Raw genomic sequence first — 23,694 nt, 5'->3', positions numbered from 1 at the left:
GCTACACAAATTCATATCAGAAGGAGAAATATCAATGAAACGTAAGCTCGCCTATAGTGGAATTGTCATCGTAGTAATACTTGCCTTCACATTTTCAGCCTATAAACTAATGAATGCCCGCAAATATCAATTGTTTGGAAACCTAACCTCTCAAGTTGAGACAAATGACAAAGTTGTTGCGTTGACATTTGATGATGGACCAACTAAAAATACCGATGCTATCTTAACGTTACTAGACGATTATCAAGTGAAAGCAACGTTTTTTCTAATCGGAAAGGATATCGAAGGACAGCCTGAGGAGGCGAGAAAAATTGCTGAGGCTGGTCATCAAATTGGAAATCATACGTATTCACACAAGCGTATGGTATTAAAGAGTCCTGCCTTTATTAAACATGAAATCGAAAAAACCGATGACTTAATAGCTGATATTGGCTATACGGAATCAATCGTAGTAAGACCTCCATATGGCAAAAAACTAATTGGATTCCCCTATTATTTAAATAAACATAAGCGAGAGACGATTACATGGAACTTAGAACCTGATACGTTTTTCACACAGGCTGATGAAAAAGTGAGGTATGTAAAAGAAAACATTCGACCAGGTTCCATTATTTTAATGCACCCTATGTATGATTCTACGGGTAATGAATTACAGGCCATAGAGAAAATTTTACAGACATTAATGGACGAAGGTTACACATTTGTAACGATTGATGAACTTTTAACCATCAAAAACGATTAATAAAAAAACACTAAGGAATCTGTGCCTACTATAGGACAGATTCCTTAGTCAATAATAGTCATGAGGCAGCAATATCATGTTCATTCACTATAATATTAACATTATAGTATTTTATATTATTTACTCTCCTACCATTCCACCCTCACAAATTTTACACAGCCTATATTCCCTTAATATAAAGTTAAACAACGAATTTTCTCAATGTTAGATTTTTCGGAAATGTTAATATATATTTTTTCAGTAAAATATAATCACCATCTCTGCTAAAATATGCTATTATACTTTTAGTATAAGGACCTATTTTTATTCAATTAAAAATAGAGGAAATATGAACTACGAAGGATGATGATGATGCAAAATATCCAACAATTATTCCAGAGCGAAGATGGAAATATTCAACAAAGAGAGAATTTTTTATCCTTATTAGAGAAAATTGTTTCTTCATTAGATAAGTTAAAGGATCCAAATAAAACGACACTAGGTCCAATGAAAGACCGCTCTGCTAATTTTTATCAAGAGCTTATGCAGGACCATCAAGTACCGACAACTGGCGTTGGCCTCGATCAAGTGGTAGAAGAATTAACAGAATTAATGCAAGGGCATCCCTACCATACACGTAACTTTGTCACAAATGTTTTGCCAATGGCCAGCATTCCTGGCGTATTAGGTCAGTTTACAAATGCCCTTCTGAATGGCAATAACTTATGGGATGTTTATGGACCTGCTGCTGCTGAGTGTGAGGTAAAGGTAGTAGCTATGATGTCTAAATTAGTAGGCTATGATTACACGAAAAGCTTTGGCTATACTACATGGGGCGGTCAAGGGGCTGTTTTCAGTGGTTTACGTCTAGCTATTGCAAAGCAATTCCCACACGCTAAGGAAGATGGTATTCCTAATAATTTATATTGTTTTGCTTCAGAAAACGCTCATTATAGTCTTTTAAAATCTATTGAAGCAGTAGGAATTGGCAGTAAACATCTAGTACGTGTAAAAGCAGGCGAAGATCACTCCATGGATGTAGAAGACTTACGTGCACGCATGACTGAGGTCATTGAAAAAGGCGGTATTCCTGTCTATGTCGTAGCAACTACAGGGGCAACAGATCAATTTGGTATTGATGATGTAAAGGCTGTAAAAGAAGTTACAACTAGCCTTGAGCAAAAGTACAACCTACAACCAGTACATATTCACGCTGACTCAGCTTTAGGTGGTTTTTATGCATTTTTCAATGATTATGATTTCAAGAATAACCCACTTCAATTTGAAGAGGATGTATTACAAGGTCTGTCTCAAATCCATGAACGTATGCAGCATCTAGCCATTGCAGATAGCCTTTGCTTCGATTTCCAAAAACTTGGACAAACTCCTTATTTAACAAGCTTATTCTTAATTAAAGACGGTAAAAGCTTACAGCTATTAGATATTGAGGACTTTGATACACCTTATGTTGGTAATCGTGGCTACGGCTCCTATCATACAGGTTATACGTTAGAATGCTCTCGCATGGGTAGCTCTATTGCCATTTTGGCTGCTTTACAAGCATTCGGTAAGGAAGGCTATCAACAAATACTAGCCAATTATGTACGCGTGAATTTAGCATTCCGTGCACAATTAGCTGCAGAAATACCAAGCCTACAGGTTGTCAATGAAATGAATATTGGTCCAGTCACTGCCTTCCGTTTATACCCTGATGGCTTGAACTGGCAAGCAGAACAAGCTGGTCACTATTCACAAGATCAAATTGAACGTATTAATGCCATCAATGCTTCTTTATTTGAGATTATCGGAGAAGGTCGAGACGAAGTATTCTTTGGTGATACAACTCGAGTTTGCACAGTTCGTACAAATGATACAACACAACTTGTACCAGTGGCTGCGGCAAAGTTCTTCTCCATTTCACCTTATACGGAGACTGAGCATATCCCTAATATGATTCAATTCTTACAGAAAAAGCTTCAAGTATTGGAGGCGTCTCAAATTGCGTATCGTCAATAAATTTAAGAGTTCTTTACTCTATAAATATATTGCTAGCTTTACTATTCCGATAGCCATTATTTCGTTGATATTTAGCATTGTCATGTTTGCTGTTTCCTATCGCATTATCGACAATTTTGTTATTAAACAATTTGAATCGACATTAGAAATAACATCGAGCACTATATTTGAAAATATCGATAAAAATGATGTCAAGGCTGCGGATAATGGTAGTCCTGAGAAATATAAAAAATTATTAGATCAATTGAATGCAACAATTAAAAAATACGATATTGAAAATGCCTATGTGCTATCTAATGCAAATGGGAAAGAGCATATCGTCGCTTTAAGTGATACGGACAATCATCAGCAAGATTATGAATTTAGTGTAGAAATGCGTGAAGCTATCAACACTGGAACGATTCAAACAAGTGATATTTATAAAGATGAGTATGGTATCCATAAATCTATATTCATCCCATTCAAAGATACAGATATTATTTTTGGTTTAGATATGGACGCTTCCTTTATCTCTAAACTTCAAACAGAAACACTTTGGATTTGTATTATTATGACGGTTATTTTTGTGATTTTAGGCATTATCGTTGCTTACTTCATTAGCGTAGGCATTACGAGACCTATCAAAAAAATGACTCAATATGTAGGACAAGTTGCACAGGGAGAATTAGCAGTTGAACCGCTTCAAATAAAGGGCTCCAATGAGATCGCTCAACTTTCGTCTGGCATTGAAAATATGACAGAGGATCTACGTATATTGATTCAGCAAATTGCTCAAAATGCTGAGCAAGTGGCTGCCATGTCTGAGGAATTAACGGCAAGCTCTGAGCAAACAAGTGCATCCATACAGCAAATTACTTCTTCTATGCAAGAAGTTGCCGCCGGTTCAGAAAAACAAACCTATTCGATTGAAGAAGTCGAAAGTCATATTACATCCATCTCAGGCAAAATGTCTGAGGTTGTTACAAGCGTTACGGATGTGACTGAAAAGGCATTTGATGCGTCAGCTATTTCAGAAAAAGGCAATACTACGATTAAAGATGCCACTGAAAAAATGGCTGTTACATCTCAAGCTATTCAAGAATCTGCAACTGTTGTGGAACGCTTAAGTACGTACACGAATGAAATTGGAGATATTGTCACATTAATTACACAGATTACTGATCAAACCAATTTACTTGCATTAAATGCTTCGATTGAGGCAGCTCGTGCAGGTGAACATGGGAAGGGCTTTGCGGTCGTTGCAGAGGAAGTACGTAAACTAGCAGACCAATCATTAGATGCAACAAATAGTATTCGTACACGTATTGAAACGATTAAAGAGGAATCTGCACAAGCCGTAAAATCAATGGCGATTAGCAGTAGCAATCTTGCTGAAAGCTCTACAACCTTCAACGCCTCGGGTGAAGCATTTGCTGATATTTATGCTCATATCACAGACCTGACGAAGGAAATGGATCATGTGAATAACATTATGGCCCATATCAACGAAGGAGTTAGCAGTATTGCGGTTTCTGTTGAGCAAGTGGGAGTTGTAGCTGTACAATCATCAGGCAATATTCAAAACGTAGCAGCTGCCTCCGAGGAGCAATCTGCAAGTATTGAAGAAATTACTGCATCCTCCAATAACTTAGCTGAGATGGCACAGGAACTTCGCCATATCATCCAGAAATTTAAATTATAAATAAACATAACCGCTATACCTGAAAAAGGTGTAGCGGTTTTTTAGTAGAACAAAAAAATCTTCTACCAAGAAGGTAGAAGATTAAGCAATAATACTTTTCACAACTTTTGAAATCGCTGCACCTTCAGCTTGACCAGAAAGTAATGGCTTAGCAATTTTCATAGCCTCTCCCATATTCATTCCTTTTTCAACACCAGCGGCTACTAATTTTTCAGCAATCTCTTCTTCCGATAATTGCGTTGGTAAGAATGATTTTAAGAGTACTAATTTAGCTTCTTCTTTCTCAATTAAATCTGCTCGTTCAGCCTTTTGAGCACCCTCTAAAGCCTGATTTGTTTGTTTGACCTCTCGATTTACAATGGCCATTTCTTCATCAGCAGTTAAAGCCTCTCCCTTTTCCTTTTCAGCCAAATCTAAAGCCGATTTTAAAAGAGATAATACACCCTTTGCCAAAATATCTTTTTCTTTCATTGCCGTTTTTAATTGTTCAAATACCTCTGTTTTTAACAATGTCCTCACTCCTTCAAGCCTTTATATTCCAAAAAATTATACCACAAAACTAGCCTGAACACTTTTAATCAGAACTTCACTTGATAATGGAGCATTCCCCTTAGCTCCCCCTGATAAGAAATGAGCCACCTTGGAGCCATTTCCTCGCGCAATAAATTCTCCCCAATAAAAAACACACTAACAAAACTAGCTTTAAATTCAGCTGTTCGCCTAGTGTTGTTCATGTGTTCTCCTTTTATTCGGTTGTTAAAAAAACCTTCCCTTTATTAGTATGGCTAGATTCAACGGCGTCTATTGCCTTGTGAATGTCCAATAATGGAAAGTACGCATTTACGTTCATCATTGTTAATGTCCTATTATGTACAAGGTTGATTAGATGTTGCATAAATTGTTGCCATTTTTCTGTTGTCGACTGAAGTTGCCAATGTCGTAAATGAAACATCCTAGCCTGGACCCTTGCTTCCTTCACAATGTTTGCCCAATCTACCTGTACTCCTGATAAAAGACCAATAGCTAAAAAATTCCCACCAGGTTTCACACAAAATGCAAGTTGATTGCCAGCATCTCCTCCTATGGAATCAATGGCAGCATCTGCTCCTCGCCCATTTGTTAATGCCATCACCGTCTCATACAGGGGCATATAGGACGTATCAATGACATAGTTGGCACCAAGTTGCTGTAAGGCATCCGTATGCCGACCATTTCTTGTAACCGCAATTAGCTGGAAACCTAATAATTTCGCAAATTGCGCATAAATATGTCCGATAGCTGAGCCACAAGCGTTCACTAATAAAACATCACTCGATCGTAATTTTATAACTTCTGTACAAGTTACTAAAGCTGTAAGAGGATTAATATACATTTGTGCTGCAGTAAAATTATCCATGTCAGCTGGGATCGCTATAGCAAATTCAGCTTGGGTTTTTACCACTTCTTGCCAAGTCCCCTCTCCCCGTAGAGGTAGCACTCGCTGACCAAGAAGCTTGGGCGAAACAAGCGATCCGACAGCTTCAACAATGCCAACGCCCTCATAGCCAGGTACTGTTGGTAAAGTGATTCGATGAGCATATTTCCCCCATATTGGGATAAGATCAGATGGATTGATCGGCCTTGCTAGCATACGTACAAGAATTTCATGGGGAGTAGGAGGTGTAATGGTTTTATTTTCAACCCTTATTACCTCTTTTGGATTTCCATATTCATATATTTTAAGAGATTTTACTTTCACTATTCTTTCTAGCTCCTTTATGGATTAACTATTAAACAGAATCATTCCAGGGGCATTTTTGCGTCACGTTTCTTAAACCCAAGCTTCTGATAAAATGTTTGCTTCCCTTTAGCGCAAAATAATTGAACCCATATAATATTTTCCTGCTGACAATGCTTTAACAAGGTCTCCATCTCCATTGTACCAATTCCTTTTCGCTGAAAATCTATGTGCACCATCACATTACAGATAAAGGTTTGATAGATGCCTGTACTAAGTCAACTATTTCTATTGCCTTGTTTAGCCGTTCATACAAATAAAGCCCCTTTGCATTCCAGCCAATTGTTTGGTGTCATGCTTGATACGCTTTCTTCGTTGGATAAGACTCACTTATTACATTTTAGGGTACTGTCATTGTACGACAGTTAGATGCCCCTTTTCGTTCATTATTAATTGGAGAGTGTCATTTATTTCTATACATAATGGACTGACCTGCGCAATCTTATCTGAAAAATACCACAGACGAGCACTAGGTCCTACTAAAATATTGGCTCCATCTTCATAGTTGCCTAGAAAATTCAGGGAATCCTGTTGAATATTTTTGTTATTAATTGGCTTTATACCATATTCATTTAACTCTCCTGCTACTGCTAAAATATCATCTGTTGTTAAATTAATTTCACCAATATGTAACACTTGATCGATTGAAAAAGTCGTTGTATTGAGCTTTGGATTCACTTCCTGTCTAGAAATAAACTCCACTATATTGCCCTCAGGATCATAAAAATAACATGAATAGGCTTTTAAAAATTGAAAATAAACTTCATCCTGACCTTCCGAAAAAAGTAGGCCGACTCGTTCATTCGCCCAATCCTTTGCTTGTTGAAATAAATTACTTGGAATGTTTAAAGCAAAATGATATTGTTTTTGTATTTGAGAAGAGACCTTCTCGAAAGTCATCTCACTCTCCCCAGCAGCTATTGTAAAATAATCCTCTGTACCTTTGACCAATGCAAATCCCATTTGCACACAATAAAATTGCTGCATTTTTTGTACATCATGAACAACTAGTTTAACCCTCGTAATTTTCATTCAAATCCACCCCTTGCTTGTAGTTAACTCTACTATACTAGTCATACAGGGCATTTTACTTCGTGCAAAAGAATGAAGTTTATTTAGATAACTTACAGATGATCTTGATCTCCTTTGCAAGTTGGCTGAGGACTAATCAAAAATTCCACATCAAATTGCGAATCATTTCGCATCTGGTGGCTGATTTGATGGTATTTTCATATTTCATTAAATCAAACCATCTTGTTTTTATTTCATGTAATGAAATTTACCAAATCTCTCATGTTAAAAATTCTGCTAAGCTTATTTTCTTTTTGTGATAATCTGCACCAATGTGTTGTAGTTCTTTTTCTAATTGAACTGCACCCGCTTCGATGCCTCTATAAATTAATAACGGCAACTGCTCTAAAGATTTTTTAGCTGTTGAATAATCACAGGACAGTCTCTTTTTAAGTAGTAATAAAGTTTTAAGCTTATCCTTTCCATTGCCGGTAATATAAATCTCATAATAATTGTAAGAATGATCTTCCAGTTGCTCCTCCTCTAGATTAGATGGTACAAGAACACTCTGAAGAAACGCTACGAGATGATCATAAGCCATTTCAAAATCCCAACTCCCTGCGCCATGATAGGCAGTGAAAATAGCCGTATCCCCTCTCGATATATCTATACAATATGGATCTCCCTCATCCGTAGCGATGACTACATAATGTTGTGGCCAATCAGAAATGATTTCTTTTGTGACTGGATTATAATTGTAACCATCCTGTCCTCGCATTAAATCGGTAGCCCCGTATATTTGTAGGTTTATATAGTCACCTGTATTCCATGTAATTCCTTCCACGACATAATGTTTCAAAAAGTAGATATATTCATCCGGTAATTGCCAATGGCTACCTATTAATTGACTGACATCTTCTTCTAGTGGCTGGTGAAAAATCATCGGATATATGCCATAAAATGAAGGATCTTGTTGTTGAATCTCTGAAATAAAACTACGCATGTTCTCTATTACTTCATCTATGTCCTTAAATACTTCATTCATAGGTAGTTCCCTCCTTACTGCTTTGCATTTATCATACCCCATCATTACCCAATGAAGGAGAACATGTTATAATTTTAAAGTGCACAGCTATAATTATTTTGTATATCCGTTTGTAATCTTATAACATTTATCCAAGCCGTCACCATACTAAAGACATACACCAGATCTATTAAAAACAGTAAAAGGAGAAATCTCTTTTGAGAAATATAATCATCAGACGCCCTGAGCCAGCAGATACTCCTGTACTACATCAATTCTTTTTACATGTCATTCAGGATACTTTCGCTAAAGAAGGTCTTGCCGAGCTGGTGGACGATCAACAACATGAATGGACAACGAAAAAACAATACTTAGCTGCTGACTTTGAAAGTCAGGGCCAAAAAAGGTTTTTCTGGCTGGCTGAGGATGACGAAACAAAAGAAATCATTGGCACCATCGAGTATGGTGAGTCAAATGAATTCATTCAAAAAACGATTATGGAAGACCTGTCAAATTGTCCAGAAATCGGGACCGTTTATGTTCATCCAAACTACCAAGGTTGTGGGATTGGAACGAGACTTGTAAAGAAAATGCTAACAACGTTAGAAATGAAAAACATCCCTAGCTTTTGTTTAGACAGTGGCTATAAACAAGCACAACTGGTTTGGCAGTAAAAATTCGGACAGCCAAACTATGTGCTTGAACATTTTTGAGGAACAAATAATCATCATATGATTTGGAAACGCGATTTACCATTTCAACTAAAGGAGTAAAAGATGTCCTTACAAATCACACAACAATTAGATGCAAAAAATAAATCCTATGTTAATCACATGCTTTATGAATATAATGTAGAACACTTCCCAAAAGACCTACAAGGGCGCTATAAGGAAATTAATTTATTTCTAACAGATCAAGACAGTCAAATTTTCGGTGGCATATTAGGGGAGGTTTGCTGGAACTGGTTAGAAATACACACATTAATGGTCGATGAAAAATTTCGTGGTCAAGGATATGGTTCAAAATTGTTAGCAGCCATTGAGGAAATTGCTTTAGAGAATAAGTGCGATTTCATTAAGGTTGACACCTTAAGCTTTCAAGCGTTAACTTTTTATGAAAATCATGATTATGAAATTTATGGGACCCTTGATCAAGTAGGAAGAGATTTTAAACATTACTATTTAAAAAAGACTTTACAATATGATTTTGATGATAAGTGAAATTCATTATCATTGACCTTTCATCGATGTGAGCAGTCCTAAATATTTGTTATACTTTTCGATGAATGTTAGTATTGTTTATACAGATTTAGTTTTTAATAGTGAAATAGTAAAAAATATGTAAGATTTAATAGCTTCAACTGTGACGTTGAGGCTTTTCTCTTTTCGCAATTTGTAAGTGCCTATACTTATTATGTTTGGAGGGAAATGAAATGTTAAAATTCATTGATGATTTAGCCGGTGCGATTTTCGATGTATTTATGCTATTTTGTTATTTCTTGGCAGGCGTAATAATTGTAGGGGTCCCTATTTTTTTATTAGCTAAATTCTTTTTATGGTTTCAATAAATATTGCAGGCGACATCAAAATGCCAAAAGGAATCACCCGCTTTACGGTGATTCCTTTTTGTTTTCTTTTTCATCTATGTTTATAGCTCAGCAAGCCCTTTAAACAATTCGACTCCTGTTACGATCAGGTCATCTTTAAAATCATATTCAAAGGTATGGATGTTTGGATAATCCTCTCCATTCCCTATATAGCAGTAAGAGCCTTTTGTCAGTTTTGTATAATGACCAAAATCCTCTGAAGCACGGAAAGCCTCCTTTAGCTCGAGCATTGGTATATTTTTCTCTGCACAAACCTGACGTATTTTATCGGAGCTCTCTTCGTGATTAGCCGTTTCAGGGAATTCATCCTGAAATTCAAAACGAATTTTCAGCCCATATTTTTCCGCTTCTGCTTGTGCTAGATTTTCCAATTTATGCTGAAGTTTACCCATCTCTTCCTCATATAGAGCTCGGATAGTCAATCTTAGTGTGCCCTTACTTGCGTTGACACCAAATGCTTTCTCTCCGATATCTACTTGGACGACGGTACATAATACATTACCTTTATTCGCTGTTGAATCAATCAAGCTTGGAATGCTATCAATAATTTTTGCTATGGCAAAAGCAGGGTTTATGCCATTCTCGGGTTCACTTGCATGAGAAGGTACCCCCTCCATATAGAAAGACATTCCTTTTGATGCATACTGGGCTGTTCCATTGGTAACATAAACCGTATTTTCTTTAATGCCACTCATATTATGCCAGCCAAAAATCTCATCAATTTTCTTTTCTTCTATTAAGACGGCACATTCTACAGCCCCATCACCAGTTTCCTCGGCATGTTGGAATAAAAAGAATATATTATTGTCAGAGCCCTTCTGATCGATTTCAAGGGCAAAGCCGCAAAGAGTTGCGGAATGTCCATCATGACCACATTTATGAGAAACACCAGGAAACTTCGAACCGTAAGAAAGCTCAATCGTCTCCTCAATCGGGAGGGCATCAAAATCAGCCCGAAAAGCAATATTTCTTTTGCCTACTTTTGAGTGATAAACGGCATAAAACCAACGCCCCTTATCTACTACTTCAAGATTTGTATGGGTTTTAAGAAACTCTATTAAATGCTGTTTCGTCCATGCTTCTTGATTTGATAATTCTGGATGCGCATGTAACTCATGTCGTAATTGTATAGCCAACTGTAAATTATTCTTTTCCATTATTCTGTATCTCCTTTAATTCATCGCAAATCTCTTAACATTCTGATTGTTTACTAGAAAAATGGATGCAACCAACGATCATGTTATTGATTATTTTATTTCTTTATCATGTATATGTGCTTCTAAAAATGGCTTATAGCTAGGATCATGAATTTTCCCTTTTTTATACAAATAAGTACCCACAATAAAGTACATTATTAGCATAGGAACACCAATATAGAATGAGAATCTTGTTTCAGGACTATAAGCTGTATAAATGGCAATGGCTATTAAAGCAGCTAAACAAAGTAGCGTTGGAATTGGATAAGTACGCATTTTGAATTTTAGCTTATCGACAGACCCACCATTTTTCACTAACCACTTCCTAAATTTATAGTGGGAAAGATAGCTACCAAACCAGCCAAGTAGTGTATTAAAGCCTGCAATAGATGTTAACCAAATAAATACTTTATCTGGTGAAATAAAGTTCGTAATCAACGAAACCTGTCCAAGGAATAATGTCAAAATTACCGCATTCATTGGAATGCCTCGTTTATTAACCTTCCCTAATGCTTTTGGTGCTTTCCCTTCTTTTGATAATGCAATCAGTGTTCTACTTAGGAAATAAACGATCGAGTTAGCTGCAGAAACCAAAGATGTTAGAATAATAATATTCATGATTGTTGCAGCTCCAGGAATGCCAGCTAAACCTAAAAGACCAGCATATCCATTACTTAGAACGCTTACATTTTGATAAGGAACAACTAAACCAATGATGGTAATAGATCCAACATAGAAAATTAAAATACGAAGGAAAATTGTATTAATGGCCCTTGGAACGTTTTTCTGCGGGTTTTCTGCTTCACCTGCCGCAGAAACAACTGTCTCAACACCTAGATAGGACCAAACTACACCAGTCATCATAATAATGACCGCTGTTAGACCATTTGGAAACATCGATTCACTGTTCCAATTTGAAAAACCTATAAATCCTTGTTCTCCAATCACTCCGAAAATCATTAGGACCCCAATGATAAGAAATACAATGATGGCAAGTACTTTAATACCGGCAAACCAATATTCAGCTTCCCCATAGGATTTCACATCAATTAAGTTCAAAAACAAAATGATAGCTGAAATACAAAGACAAAATATAAAGGTAGACGTACTTGGGAAAAATTGATTAAGAATCATCCCTCCCCCAACAATTTCAGCACCGAGCCCGAGGAATCCATTAATATATAAATTCCAGCCAACCATAAAACCTAGCACAGGGTGAACAAATAATCCTGAATAGGTAGTATAAGCTCCTGGTATAGGCATGAAGGTTGACATTTCTCCAAGACCCTTCATTAACACAAATACTAAAATACCAATCACTAAAAATGCTATAGGACCTCCAAGAGCTCCAGCATTTGAAACAACATTTCCAGATGCAAGAAATAACCCTGTCCCAATGGTTCCACCGATTGAGATCATTGTAAGATGTCTGCGTTTTAACCCACGTTGTAAATCGTACTCTTTATTCTCCACTGTAAATCCCCCTAAATCTTTCAAATCATTGCCTTTCTACACCAGTAATTACGTCTCCACATATGCCTCCGATGTTTTTCAAGTTCACTTGAAAAGCTTCTCTAAAAACAGTCAGCATAATATTACACAAGCACCTGCAGTAGAAAGGTTTTTTCCCCTTATTAAAGAGAGAGAAGTTTGTTGAAACAAAATAATCCCCTTTCTCCTTTGTTGAAAGACAATATATAATATTCAGTCTTTAATTCTATATATTATATATTTTATTTTATATGTCAATAAAAAAAGAATCTGTCTCATTCGAAACAGATTCTTAGTTTTTCCAGTTTTTCTAGCAATTATAGCAATACTTTCTCCGCTCTTTCCATATTCCAGTGAACTTCTTTGAGGAATCTTTCTAAAGCAATGGCATCTCCATTCTTGAAAAAATCAAGAATTTCCCGATGTTCATTGTTGAGCTGCGTTAACATTTCCTTTACTCGATCAGTTGAGTCATTTTCCCCTAAGTTTTTCATAAATTTTTTCTCTAATTGCAGTAAAAGTTCGATCAAACTTCTATTCGGGCATAGCTTATGATAAACACCATGAAAAGCCTCTTGCATTTTATCGTACATCCTGTAATTTTCTGTATTAATAGCTAAATCAATACTTTGAATATAAAACTCCATTTCCTTCATATCTTTTTCCGTTAAAAATGGCAATGCCAGTGAAGCAGCTAATCCATCCAATGCCCCAATAATAAAATAAGTCTCCTTCGCTTCTTCCTTCGTTAAACTTTTGATGACAAACCCTTTACGTGGGATATTTTCTAGTAAACCTTCTGATGTCAGCTGAATGAGTGCTTCCCTTACTGGTGTTCTACTTACATTGAGGCTTTCACTAATATGGTTTTCATTCACCTTTTTTCCAGCCAGCAAGCTCCCATTGTTAATTTGTTCCACAATATAATTATAAACATGGTCTTTTAGCGATAAATATTCCATTATGAATTCTCCAATACGTTATTTAATACAATATATTGTATGTATAAATTGATTTTAATATATACCCTATTTTTTCTCAATTAATTCTTTTCTTATCAATGGAAAAAGTACTAATTAACACAGAACATCCTAGTAGAGGTAAAAAGAAAAAGACCACCCTTTAGAGTGATCTTTAAGATTGGAACTATTTATTATTGTTTTTCAGTCAGCATTTTCACCATTTCTTTAATTTGCAGTTCTAATGAGATTGGGTCATTGCCCCAGAACAGCTCTGGGTCAAGCTTGAATACTCGGTCATTCTTCACAGCGTCAAGTGACTTCCAAAGTCCTTCGCTCTCCCCCCATACCTCTGAGATTAAATCACCTTGATCGATGAAAATATAATCGCCGGCATATTCAGGTATGACTTCATACGAAACTTGACGATAAGCTTCTTTCCCTATCATTTCTTTCGCCTGTTTCGCTGGTGGCTTTAGTTGAAGATGCTTATAAATAGCTTCTCCGCCTCTATAGCCTCCGTCAGCATAAATATAAAACCCTTTATCTACTACAAAAACGCCCATCAGCGCAAACGTATCATCAGGTTTAATTATAGTTGCAAGCTGTGCTCGTGCTTCCTCAGCTGTGTGATCTAATTGCTTAATCCATTTTTCCGCTTCATCCTTTTTGTCCAAAGCATCACCTAATAGACGCATAGTTTCATAAATATCCCCTGTTGAGCTATAAGGAATTGCAAGAGTTGGTGCAATCTTCTCATATTGCTGAAGGATTGCTTCATCACTCACCCAAGTAATAATTAAATCTGGTTTCAGTTGTACGATGGTCTCTAATGATCTCTCTCCAGTTGTTTCAATTCCATCAATCTGATCTTGGATTACTTTGTTCTCCAAATCCCATTGTGTAGAACCGATCGGCTTGACACCTAGTACAAGTAGCTCTGGTAAATAACCGTCTGTCACAATACGCTTTGGATGACTTGGCATTTCCAAATCCCCACGTTGTGTTTTAATAATCTTTGTTGCTGATTCTGACGTTTCGGCTGTAGAAGCATCCTGATTTGTATTGGTTTTAGTGCTGTCATTGGCATTGCCACATGCCGTAAGTATGGTGATTAAAGCAAGAAATAATATTGATTTTAACAACTTATGTAAGTACAAGATTGTACCTCCTTATTTGATAATGATTATCATTCGCGATGATATATTCATTATAGAGACAGTCTTGTACAAGAACAACGCCTTTAAATTGGATGTTTTATAGGGAAAATTGTTGGATTTAGTTTTATTTAATTAACAATTTTACCATTACATCCAGCTGGAGCTCCAATGAGAAACCATCATCAAACCAAAATTCATTGAGCTTCAGTAGATGTAATTGGCAGCCTTGCTCATACACTAATTGTTGCCAAATGGAACGCTGCATAAGCTGGGCACGAAAAGATTCCGTATCATCCGTTGGCACAATCAAAAACATATGACTTGCCGCATATATGGGCAAATCCTGTTCTGTCACTTTAAGATGCTTACCAGTTTGAAGTATCTCCCGTTCAATGGTTTGAGGGGCTCGTAGCCCTAATAATTCAAATAGAGTGTAGGCGGAGCGCACCGATAGATAAGGGATTAGCCATAAATTATCATGACTTAATTCAAAGATACCAGCTGTTGTATCTGACTTTAAAAATGGTTGAATGACTTCTCTTGCTTCTTGAGCCGACTGTTGTAGCTTTGCAATCCACTCCTCAGCCTGTTGTGTACGCCCTAGTAGTGTTCCAAGCAGTCTTACCTCTTCCAGCTTGTCCAACTGCCCCCAAGGAATTGTTAAAACAGGGGCAATTTGTTCGAGTATTTTCATTATATCAGGATAGTTATAAAAATAAGTTGGTGCCACAATTAACTCTGGTTCGAGCTGGCGTATCTCTTCGAGTTGATCAAAGGACTCTATTTCCACAATGGTCGGCAATCGTTTGTGCAATAGCTTAGAAGATTGAAGTAGCTCCCGTGTAGTAGCGAGGGGTTGAATGCCCAATGCTACTAATGCCCCTAGAAATTGTATACTAACTATACGATGAGAATGCCTCCTCTTACGAAAACTGCTAGGTGAAAGATGAACATATTTAGTAAAGGTTTTCCCCAAATATGAACCGTCTGCGAACCCTGTTTTCAACGCAATATCCTGCAATTTGTCATTTGTTCCTAGTAGTAGAAGCTTTGCTTGATCTACCCGAATTTGATTCACATACTCAGCAAAGCTCCACCCTGTTTCCTTCTTAAACAGCGAGGAGAAATAGCTTTCGTTAAAGCCAGTCATAGCGGCCATAAAAGAACGCGTTAGCGGTGCTGCAAAATGTTGTTTGATATATGTAACAGCCTGTTGAATTGCTTGATCGTTCGTCACAAAACTGTTATCAATACTCTTTCTTTCAAAAATGGTATCGAGTAATTCGTGCAGAAGCAAATGGAGCTTAGGGGTTGTATTCAGATTTTGCGTTCGCTGGAACTGTTCCAGCAAATTTTTAAGCAAACCTTCTGCATACCGAGGAAATTCCATGATCTGCCCATGTGCAGGCAAATGCGTTAAATCAATCACATATAATAGCTCATCCTTCTCCCGTTTTGCCAACCGATAACTAGTAAATGAGATGCTGTAAACAGGTGCAAAACCCTCCCTATCGCTTGGAACTAGATAGATATCCTGCTCTTGTTGTAAAAGTAAGACAAATTGCCCTTTACCTATTCGATAAATACCTTTCTCTGCTCGAATAGATACGGGCTGTGTCGGAATGATAACCATAGGAAATGGACCTGCCAGCACAACAGGGCTAATCGTTCCCTCGTCTGCTAGAAGCATTGTGTCCAGAAGCTCATATGTCAGCATTTCATTAAATTCCCCCATTTTATTTTTTGCAAAACAATCTTCTATATGAAATATGTACAGTGTTGTCAGACAGCAAGTGTGACCCAATCAATGAGGCCAAACCAACTAAACTGTAATCTACCATAAAAAAAACAAATCCAAAAGGGATACAAAGCGAATTAAATTGGCCATTTACAGTTTCTCGCCCATATATATTAAAATGATCTTGCTATTCACTTTATATGAAGAAAAATGCGTTAGCTTATAAAAGCTTTGCCCCAATAATCACCTCAAAAAAGCCCATGTTCCGTCCTGAACGCGAGCCTGGAGCTTATTAAACCTAATTAAGTTCATGCTTTATCTGTAATGCAAATTCTTCAATCGTTTTTCGATCTTGATAAATGGTAATTCCAATCCCAGAACGTGTAGACGACTTGACATATATTCACCAGCATCTATCCAACATTGGAATTGGTAAATTTGTTCTTCAATCAACTCACTTTTGTTTGCCGAGATAGACAACGAAAAGGAAGGATCCGTTGAATCCCATACTCCTGCTTCTAAAAATTCATCCCAATTTCTTAGAATTAACGTATGTAACATCATCAGGTCACTTCGTAAAACGAAAAATGTATAACCCAAATGATGATTACCACAATAAAAATGAATATTAATTGTACTAGAAACAGAATCCGTTTCCACTATCGTAAATTCCATACTTGTTTTCGAAGCACTAAATGATCTATCTTTTATAATGGCCATTCATTTTCACTTCCATTACTAGTAATAATTTTTAAAGCAATCACTCCAGCATCGAGATTACCAATTTTGGAATTTTCTACATAAAGAAAATGAATATTCTATATCTTTGTATAAGTGTACTTGTCCATGGATTTTTCGACCTTCTGCGACCTCCTGAAAAGAAGTGTTCGTATTCATTTACTATACATGAAGTTCACTGCTAGAATTATCTAATTTCTACACATACACAAAAACAACAAAATAAATTAATATGGCAGGAATTACATAAGAGGAAATACCCATTAAACTCCATTTGTCTTCATCAAGTGACCAAAGAAAAAGAAATAAAGTTATCATCGTAATCCCAAAAGCACTCATAATAATATTTAATAATCCAATAATCCCCATCCCCTTTTCTATCCTTTACATTACATCTAGTATATTCTTTAACCATTTAGACCATTCTAACCGCTTTTTCATATTCGAAGCATCCTTTACAAATAGCTGATAATTTTCATAAATGGTGTTTCATTAAATTTTAGAATTCTAAACCTCCAAAACTCATTCGATAATACATTTGCAAACTAAATTTACCCATTGGAATAATAAACTTAGTTAATAAATACTTTATAGTCTTAGTTTTTTACAAAATTTTCTATGTTAAAATAAATAGCAGCGTTCCAACGGGAAACAGAATAATTTACATTTCCAATTTATGTTATGTTAAATTCTTAAAAATGAGTTCCCTAGCTTTTGTTAATGCCAATGCAGTATTACCAACAACATATCTGCGAATAAAGTCCGTTTTTTAAAAAATACAGGTATAACATCATAAGGAGAATGAAAGTGGATAATGACAAAAGGCTGAATTTATGGATCATCTTTTTAAGTATTATTTTAGTTATTTGTTTGCCTTTTATTATTGGAAAAAGGGAAAATTATAATGATAATTTGGAAAATCTAATAGGAATCTACGGATTTCCATTTGATTGGTTACATATATATGCTAATAAGGGTTTCAGTTTTTTAGGTATAGGTTTTATAGTTAATACTATTTTTTTCTATTTTGTTATTAAAAGTTTGATATGGATTTTCAAGAAAATTATTGGCTATGTGCGTTTTTTTTTTTTCGTAATTTGGTTTATAAAACATAATAAAAGTATTTTTCGAAAAAAGTAATCAAATGACCACCAAAGGGTGGTCATTTTAAATATTTTTCGATTAAATTAAAATAAACGAGGGATATTTAATCGGATCAGTTAAATAATATCTGTAGGAGGTGTCAAATATGAAAAGAGATAAAAAAAATACAGAATTTGCAACAGATGAGCCAACAAAACAATCATTTTCTAGTGGAGCAGACTTAGGAAAAATTAAAGAACCTAATAGGGGTAAGGGTAATGAACTCCCTCACCCAGATAAAGAAGACCTTATTATGAATGAGAAAAAAGGTAAGTCCACTTCATTATAATCTAAGACTATTTAACGTTTTATCTATTCAGACCGCTCATTTGAAGTGGTCTTTTTTATATTAGTTTTTAGTTTTATTAATGAGTCAAAGGAACCTACTAATGACAACAGACATTGACATAACAAGCTGCCGTAATAGATTGCTGTCCACCCCAGTGAGAAAGTGGACAAAAATTTTACATACATCTCTGACTCATTCGCAAGCTCTATAAGAATTGCTTAAATATTTTATAGTGGTCCCCCCTTACTGATATAAAAGCACTTGTTTTATTCAACGCTGTTAGACCAATCTTACTTCGTATCATCCATCTTCAGTACAGCCATGAATGCCTCCTATAAAAATGCTATATTCAGGCATATCTTTTTATACTTCTATAGAACCGACAATCCTATAATATATAAGGGTTTGTCGGTTGTTTTTTTATTTAATTTTATTCATGGATATTTTCATTTATCGAGCTTTATTTTCTACGACTGGTGGAGATATGATGGGGAAAATTTAAGACCACCCATCATAGAGTGGTCTTTTTCTTTGGCTGTTTTCGTATAGATTGTTGCTTATGGTCTGGAACAACTATAGTGTCCCCTTAAATTTTTGGCTAATTTACAGTGAATCTTTTCACAGAGTAACTATAGCCTTTGAACCTCATACATTTTATTAAGATATTTTTTCTCACTCTTTTTCTTTTCTTTTCTTTTCGATTTTTCTAAATAATAAATAAACTATTGTAATTACAATATAAAGTATGACAAAATTTAGAAATACACTATTTTCATATTTACTATATATATATACGTATAACCCTACCACTACCGCTATAATCAATGGTTTGTACATCGAAATATTCATAATCAATCCACCTTTTCTTAATATTACAGTTTTGCTAACTGGAGCTGCTTGAACATTTGCAGAAGCAAGAGGAATAACTATAGCAGCTGTCGTAACACTTGCTGCTAGTGCTTTAATCATTAAATTATTGTTCGATGATTCCTTATGTAACATTTCATACCTCACCTTTTATATAAAATTATGTACATACCAAAGTTACCATATATCCCCTTAATAAGAAATATAGACTATAGGAGATAACTTCTTTTATATCCTTCTATCTACTAACACTACAAATACACGTCCTCCACACCTAAATAAATACAAAAAAAACCAGCCTTCATGGCGTGGCCTTTTTCTGGTTTATTTAGGTGAAGCCCTTTTAATTTTAATCTAATCTTAAGTTTCTATCGTTTAATATTCAACCGTTTTAACAAATTTCCAACAATCTCTATAGCTTCGTCTCTTTGCTTATAGTCAGAAGTGCAAAACCTAATCATTTCTAAATCATTCATAGCTTGTTCTACAATTTTGTTTATCTCTTTTGGAACATCAATCAAAGATAAGTTATGTTCTAAATCTGCAATATTATACACCCCTTCTTTAAACTTCTTACAAACTAATCCCAACTCATACAAATCATCCTTCAATGCCTTCCAATTAGGATTTCTTTTATCTCGTTCATTAGACTTTCGAACATTTTTAACAAACCTTTTCTCACAAGCACCATACCTAATATAATTTTTTTGTGCTTCAATAAGGGGCACTTGGTTAGCACCTAAATTGTACTCATTGTCTTTTTGAAAAGGGTCGTCCTCCCAAAAACAAATTGGGCATATATCATAATCTCCAACACTATTCAATGTTCTATAACCACAACATGGGCACGTAATTTTGTTCATAGTACACCTCACCTCTCGACTCAATTCTATGTAAATTTCTTCAAAATTCTATTGCATTAAACTACTCAATAAGTTTAATAATACCTCACATAACTTTCATTTGGATAACTATTTCCATTTGCCACTCAAGCCAATTATCTAGCGATGGTTCACTAAGCACTATTGATTGTGGAAGACTTTCGTAATGGAAGATGGTACGAAGATTTAAAACAGATAACTAAACAAGGTTGTCTGTTTTTTTGTATGCTTTCTTTGTGTTATTTCCTAAAATGGTAATATCAAGGGGTGTTGAAGAAATTATTTTACATTGGAGCAGTGAGGTTGGTGCTCATGAGGGATATGGAAATGAAATTTAACTGGAAATTATATATAGGCGAGATTGTAAAATAATGATTTTAGGTCACTCAATCGAGTGGTTTTTTTATTAAATACGCAAGATACTTATCATGGTAAATAAGTATCTTATTGGTTAAAGTTGTTTTTATAGGTTATTTATAATAGCCTTGTTAATTTAAAGGAGGATACATACGTGGTTAATTTATTAAAAAAACGTTTTATTTACCTAGCATTAATTATGCTAACATTAATCAGTTTTAATGTTGAAAATGCACATGCTGAAGATGGGTATTCAGAAAATTTAATACCTAAAATGACTTCAAATGAATCAGAATATGGTAAAGCATCATCTTCAAATTACTATGGTTCTACACCAAGTTGGAAAGCTTTTGATGGAGTATTAAGCTATCAAAATGGTGGTGAGTACCGAGCATGGGGAACATCTCAAAAATCAGGTTGGTTAGCATATGAGTTTACAGAACCAAAGGTAATCAGTAAATACGTAATCCATAATAAAGGTAATTGGCCAGAACAATTTCCTAATTCTTGGACATTCGAAGCTTGGGATGGTTCAAATTGGGTTGTATTAGATTCCCATAGCAATGTAACTAAAAGTGATTGGGTAGAAAAACCTGAGCAAAGTTTCACGTTTGAAAATACTAATAAATATAACAAATACAGAGTTAATGTTACCCTAACAAATAGTACTAATAACCAGGTAAATCTAGCAATTTGTGAACTACAAATGATGGAAAAACTATCAACACCTTCTAAACCTGAATCAATTTCATTAGATAGAAATACATTAGAACTTTTAGAAGGTAGTCTAGATAAATTATTCGCAACAGTTACACCAGATACAGCGAAAGTAATATGGACATCTAGTAATGAATCAATTGCCACTGTTGATCAAAATGGTAATGTAACTGCAATTAATGAAGGTACAGCAATCATTATAGCAACAATAGAAAACACAGATATTTCTGCTACAAGTACAGTTATCGTTAAGAAACCAGATAATGCATTTTCTAACGCTATTTTGAGTATCACTTTAGTAAACGGCATAACAAAGGAATATGATGTAACGAATACAGTATTAAACAATTACTTAAATTGGTTTGAAAGTGCACAAGGTACATCAACATTCAAATTTTCTAAAACGATATCTCCATATAAAAAAGTAACAGAATATATTGTACATGATAAAATTGCTTCATTTGAAGTAAGAGAATATTAAACAAAAAATTACCAGGTACTCACTTTCAATTGAGCGCCTGGACTTTATTTTAGTGACTGATTAATAATTTTTCTATCTGAATTTTAAGAGCCTTACTAGCATATCTGAGTACTACATCATTTCCTGCTGTCGCAATATGCACACAGCACTAAAATATTCGTCTATCTTTTCGCACTTCACCAATCTTATTTTATCCTTTGCCAACAGCCTTTTTGAATTGTAATAATCATAGCTTATGTCTTTTAGTAGCTTATCAAGGATTGATAAATAAACTTTACTCATTTTCAAATTTTCAATTACAAAGAAGAAGTCACGTTGCAATGATTGAACTGCCATTTCTAGAATTAAAAATTCATTGCTCAGGATTCACATACAACTCCACCCTCTCGACAAGAACATTCGCTTGTATTGTTTAAGAACAAACGTTCTCGTTTTGACAAGCATTAATTTGTGGAAATAAAAAAGCCTAGAATCAAATTAATGAGTACTAGGGCTTCTTAACTTTATAAGGAACAAACTTTGTTTTTTTTATTTCTTAAGAAAGCTATAAACTAGTGTAATTATTCCTAAAACAAAAAAAAGTGGAACAAATAAATTGTCGATAAACGAACTCATTTTAATATCCGGAACTTCTCCGGACATTTTACCTGCAAAAAAACCAGCTTGTGCAATGCTAGTTGATAGCATTGTAAATCCTCTTTCTAAAGTATAAATCAATCCAGACATAACTAAAAGCACAATTCCAACTATTTTCACGATGCACACTTCCAATCTTGCTTTATTTTGTAAATATGTTACAATTTGTTTGTACCGGTACATAATTGTTAATTATACCGAAAAGGAGCATAAAATGAAGAAAAATACATTAAAACTCATTTTTGCGGCTGCATTTACTTTTATTTTCGCGCTAAGTAATTTCAATGAAGCATCAGCAAATACGTTAGTTAATTCGTGTACATATGACTTAACTAGTTACACTTTAAAAGAATCTGACCTTGAGTCAAATAACGGAAGTAAAATATATGATGTTATTGATTTTGAAAAAGCAGCAGTTGATAACAACATCCCATTAGAATTAGATGGCAAGGAAATAATGGGTATATCTATTTATTTGCCTGAAAGCAATGAAGTAATAGAAGATGCCGATTCACTACCGAATTTTACAACTTTCGCAGGACCCCCATCTATTAAGGTTACAAATACTGGCCAAGTATGTGGAGTAGAACTGATACGATCATCTTACTTTCCTGCCGGAAATGCTAAAATGGAAATTAATCAAAAAGTTAGAGCACAGCTCAGTGCAAATGTTAAAGTCGATTTAAGTGTAATATCCGCAGCACTCGGCTTTGATGTAAGCAAGGAATATATGGTAACAGAAACTTGGTCTGATAAAGTTCCAGCTGGACAAACATGGAACGTTGTTGCTAACCCAACGTATTTATCTAAACAATATGATGTTTATAGAGATGGTAAAAGAACAGGTGATGGCACAGCATTAAAACCTATTGGTGTTTGTTTTGGTGTTATTAAATATAAAGACTAATTAATGTTAACTAATTAAAAAAATATTTGCAAAGCTCTTTTAAATTCTTTACAAGAAGAATATGAAAGAGCTTTGCAGTCCTCATTTTCATTTACTACGGCTTTTTTTAATTTACAACCCTGGTCATTTGCTATTGTTCAAATGGTATAAAGTTTGAATTAGAAATGATAGTCTTTTGAATCTCTTTTGTATTTAAGCCTTCTTATACTTACTTATTCACTACGCTGTGAAATGATAATCTTCAATCCTTCAAATCACCACTTGTCATATTGCCATTATCGAATTTCTCCAACCAAGA

25 protein-coding genes and 1 pseudogene are annotated in these 23,694 nt (G+C 35.1%); 10 read left to right on the top strand and 16 right to left on the bottom strand.

The window, feature by feature from the left end; translation table 11 throughout:
- Positions 1-34 precede the first annotated feature (34 nt).
- The 3 genes from KVT27_RS14135 (at position 35) to KVT27_RS14125 (ending at position 4,418) form a co-directional block, all read left to right on the top strand.
- The gene (locus tag KVT27_RS14135; RefSeq protein ID WP_217581488.1) at positions 35-742 is read left to right on the top strand and encodes a polysaccharide deacetylase family protein; all 708 of its coding nucleotides are present in this window, start codon (positions 35-37) and stop codon (positions 740-742) included.
- A 351-nt stretch (positions 743-1,093) separates the two neighbouring features.
- The gene (locus KVT27_RS14130; protein WP_036149141.1) at positions 1,094-2,737 is read left to right on the top strand and encodes a pyridoxal phosphate-dependent decarboxylase family protein; all 1,644 of its coding nucleotides are present in this window, start codon (positions 1,094-1,096) and stop codon (positions 2,735-2,737) included.
- Positions 2,721-4,418, top strand: a complete 1,698-nt coding sequence (locus KVT27_RS14125) for a methyl-accepting chemotaxis protein (protein ID WP_208705613.1) — start codon at positions 2,721-2,723, stop codon at positions 4,416-4,418. The genes KVT27_RS14130 and KVT27_RS14125 overlap by 17 nt, the downstream gene beginning before the upstream one ends.
- Before the next feature lie 81 nt (positions 4,419-4,499).
- Here the strand turns inward: KVT27_RS14125 and KVT27_RS14120 are convergent, their stop codons facing one another.
- From KVT27_RS14120 to KVT27_RS14100, 5 genes are all read right to left on the bottom strand, one after another.
- Positions 4,500-4,928: a GatB/YqeY domain-containing protein gene (locus KVT27_RS14120; protein ID WP_217581487.1), complete on the bottom strand. Its 429-nt coding sequence runs from the start codon at positions 4,926-4,928 to the stop codon at positions 4,500-4,502.
- A 235-nt stretch (positions 4,929-5,163) separates the two neighbouring features.
- On the bottom strand, positions 5,164-6,156 hold the full coding sequence (locus tag KVT27_RS14115) for a zinc-dependent alcohol dehydrogenase family protein (protein WP_217581486.1): 993 nt from the start codon (positions 6,154-6,156) through the stop codon (positions 5,164-5,166).
- A 41-nt stretch (positions 6,157-6,197) separates the two neighbouring features.
- On the bottom strand, positions 6,198-6,335 hold the full coding sequence (locus KVT27_RS26725; RefSeq protein ID WP_254636158.1) for a GNAT family N-acetyltransferase: 138 nt from the start codon (positions 6,333-6,335) through the stop codon (positions 6,198-6,200).
- A 211-nt stretch (positions 6,336-6,546) separates the two neighbouring features.
- The gene (locus KVT27_RS14105; protein ID WP_217581485.1) at positions 6,547-7,227 is read right to left on the bottom strand and encodes a VOC family protein; all 681 of its coding nucleotides are present in this window, start codon (positions 7,225-7,227) and stop codon (positions 6,547-6,549) included.
- A gap of 259 nt (positions 7,228-7,486) precedes the next feature.
- On the bottom strand, positions 7,487-8,251 hold the full coding sequence (locus tag KVT27_RS14100; protein WP_036149161.1) for an SMI1/KNR4 family protein: 765 nt from the start codon (positions 8,249-8,251) through the stop codon (positions 7,487-7,489).
- Between the two features lie 197 nt (positions 8,252-8,448).
- Here KVT27_RS14100 and KVT27_RS14095 point away from each other — a divergent pair, with 197 nt between their 5' ends.
- The 3 genes from KVT27_RS14095 (at position 8,449) to KVT27_RS27080 (ending at position 9,797) form a co-directional block, all read left to right on the top strand.
- Positions 8,449-8,904: a GNAT family N-acetyltransferase gene (locus KVT27_RS14095; protein WP_235213927.1), complete on the top strand. Its 456-nt coding sequence runs from the start codon at positions 8,449-8,451 to the stop codon at positions 8,902-8,904.
- A gap of 102 nt (positions 8,905-9,006) precedes the next feature.
- Entirely contained in the window at positions 9,007-9,450 is a 444-nt protein-coding gene (locus tag KVT27_RS14090; RefSeq protein WP_025114321.1) for a GNAT family N-acetyltransferase, read from the top strand.
- Between the two features lie 212 nt (positions 9,451-9,662).
- Positions 9,663-9,797 (top strand): hypothetical protein, encoded by a 135-nt coding sequence (locus KVT27_RS27080; protein ID WP_255350092.1) that lies wholly within the window; start codon positions 9,663-9,665, stop codon positions 9,795-9,797.
- A gap of 80 nt (positions 9,798-9,877) precedes the next feature.
- On the opposite strand, the gene KVT27_RS14085 is transcribed toward KVT27_RS27080, so the two are convergent.
- The 7 genes from KVT27_RS14085 to KVT27_RS14055 all read right to left on the bottom strand — a co-directional run bounded on the left by KVT27_RS14085 (position 9,878) and on the right by KVT27_RS14055 (position 17,487).
- A complete protein-coding gene (locus KVT27_RS14085; protein ID WP_036149162.1) occupies positions 9,878-10,993 on the bottom strand; it encodes a M20 metallopeptidase family protein in 1,116 nt (371 codons plus the stop codon).
- A 90-nt stretch (positions 10,994-11,083) separates the two neighbouring features.
- The gene (locus KVT27_RS14080; protein ID WP_042737440.1) at positions 11,084-12,505 is read right to left on the bottom strand and encodes an amino acid permease; all 1,422 of its coding nucleotides are present in this window, start codon (positions 12,503-12,505) and stop codon (positions 11,084-11,086) included.
- A 335-nt stretch (positions 12,506-12,840) separates the two neighbouring features.
- Positions 12,841-13,485 (bottom strand): GntR family transcriptional regulator, encoded by a 645-nt coding sequence (locus KVT27_RS14075; protein WP_217581484.1) that lies wholly within the window; start codon positions 13,483-13,485, stop codon positions 12,841-12,843.
- 191 nt (positions 13,486-13,676) lie between these two features.
- On the bottom strand, positions 13,677-14,642 hold the full coding sequence (locus KVT27_RS14070) for an ABC transporter substrate-binding protein (RefSeq protein ID WP_217581483.1): 966 nt from the start codon (positions 14,640-14,642) through the stop codon (positions 13,677-13,679).
- Positions 14,643-14,766: 124 nt separating this feature from the next.
- Complete coding sequence (locus KVT27_RS14065) at positions 14,767-16,359, bottom strand: AraC family transcriptional regulator (RefSeq protein WP_217581482.1); 1,593 nt, start codon at positions 16,357-16,359, stop codon at positions 14,767-14,769.
- A gap of 336 nt (positions 16,360-16,695) precedes the next feature.
- Positions 16,696-17,100 (bottom strand): hypothetical protein, encoded by a 405-nt coding sequence (locus tag KVT27_RS14060; RefSeq protein ID WP_208705600.1) that lies wholly within the window; start codon positions 17,098-17,100, stop codon positions 16,696-16,698.
- Positions 17,101-17,316: 216 nt separating this feature from the next.
- Entirely contained in the window at positions 17,317-17,487 is a 171-nt protein-coding gene (locus KVT27_RS14055) for a hypothetical protein (RefSeq protein ID WP_217581481.1), read from the bottom strand.
- 438 nt (positions 17,488-17,925) lie between these two features.
- Here KVT27_RS14055 and KVT27_RS14050 point away from each other — a divergent pair, with 438 nt between their 5' ends.
- The gene (locus KVT27_RS14050) at positions 17,926-18,258 is read left to right on the top strand and encodes a hypothetical protein (RefSeq protein ID WP_217581480.1); all 333 of its coding nucleotides are present in this window, start codon (positions 17,926-17,928) and stop codon (positions 18,256-18,258) included.
- A gap of 109 nt (positions 18,259-18,367) precedes the next feature.
- Positions 18,368-18,550 (top strand): hypothetical protein, encoded by a 183-nt coding sequence (locus KVT27_RS14045; protein WP_036149169.1) that lies wholly within the window; start codon positions 18,368-18,370, stop codon positions 18,548-18,550.
- 672 nt (positions 18,551-19,222) lie between these two features.
- On the opposite strand, the gene KVT27_RS14040 is transcribed toward KVT27_RS14045, so the two are convergent.
- Together KVT27_RS14040 and KVT27_RS26720 are read right to left on the bottom strand one after the other, a co-directional pair.
- Positions 19,223-19,552 carry a hypothetical protein gene (locus KVT27_RS14040; RefSeq protein WP_036149170.1) on the bottom strand — a complete coding sequence of 110 codons (330 nt, stop codon included), beginning with the start codon at positions 19,550-19,552 and terminating at the stop codon, positions 19,223-19,225.
- Positions 19,553-20,025: 473 nt separating this feature from the next.
- Positions 20,026-20,280: pseudogene (locus KVT27_RS26720) on the bottom strand (CPCC family cysteine-rich protein); the annotation flags it as partial.
- Positions 20,281-20,809: 529 nt separating this feature from the next.
- Between KVT27_RS26720 and KVT27_RS14030 the strand changes: the two are divergent.
- Positions 20,810-21,853: an Ig-like domain-containing protein gene (locus KVT27_RS14030; protein WP_036149171.1), complete on the top strand. Its 1,044-nt coding sequence runs from the start codon at positions 20,810-20,812 to the stop codon at positions 21,851-21,853.
- A gap of 111 nt (positions 21,854-21,964) precedes the next feature.
- Here KVT27_RS14030 and KVT27_RS27530 read toward each other — a convergent pair whose 3' ends face one another.
- Complete coding sequence (locus KVT27_RS27530) at positions 21,965-22,189, bottom strand: YhjD family protein (protein WP_473828607.1); 225 nt, start codon at positions 22,187-22,189, stop codon at positions 21,965-21,967.
- A gap of 192 nt (positions 22,190-22,381) precedes the next feature.
- Positions 22,382-22,609: a hypothetical protein gene (locus tag KVT27_RS14025; protein ID WP_036127239.1), complete on the bottom strand. Its 228-nt coding sequence runs from the start codon at positions 22,607-22,609 to the stop codon at positions 22,382-22,384.
- Positions 22,610-22,703: 94 nt separating this feature from the next.
- Between KVT27_RS14025 and KVT27_RS14020 the strand changes: the two genes are divergently transcribed.
- Positions 22,704-23,396, top strand: a complete 693-nt coding sequence (locus tag KVT27_RS14020) for a hypothetical protein (protein ID WP_051998118.1) — start codon at positions 22,704-22,706, stop codon at positions 23,394-23,396.
- The last annotated feature ends 298 nt before the right edge of the window (positions 23,397-23,694 follow it).

This window comes from Lysinibacillus sp. GbtcB16 (assembly GCF_019091145.1).
Taxonomy (GTDB): Bacteria; Bacillota; Bacilli; order Bacillales_A; family Planococcaceae; genus Lysinibacillus; species Lysinibacillus fusiformis.
Note: the sequence above shows the minus strand (reverse complement) of the source record. Positions and strands in the feature narration are given on the sequence as shown.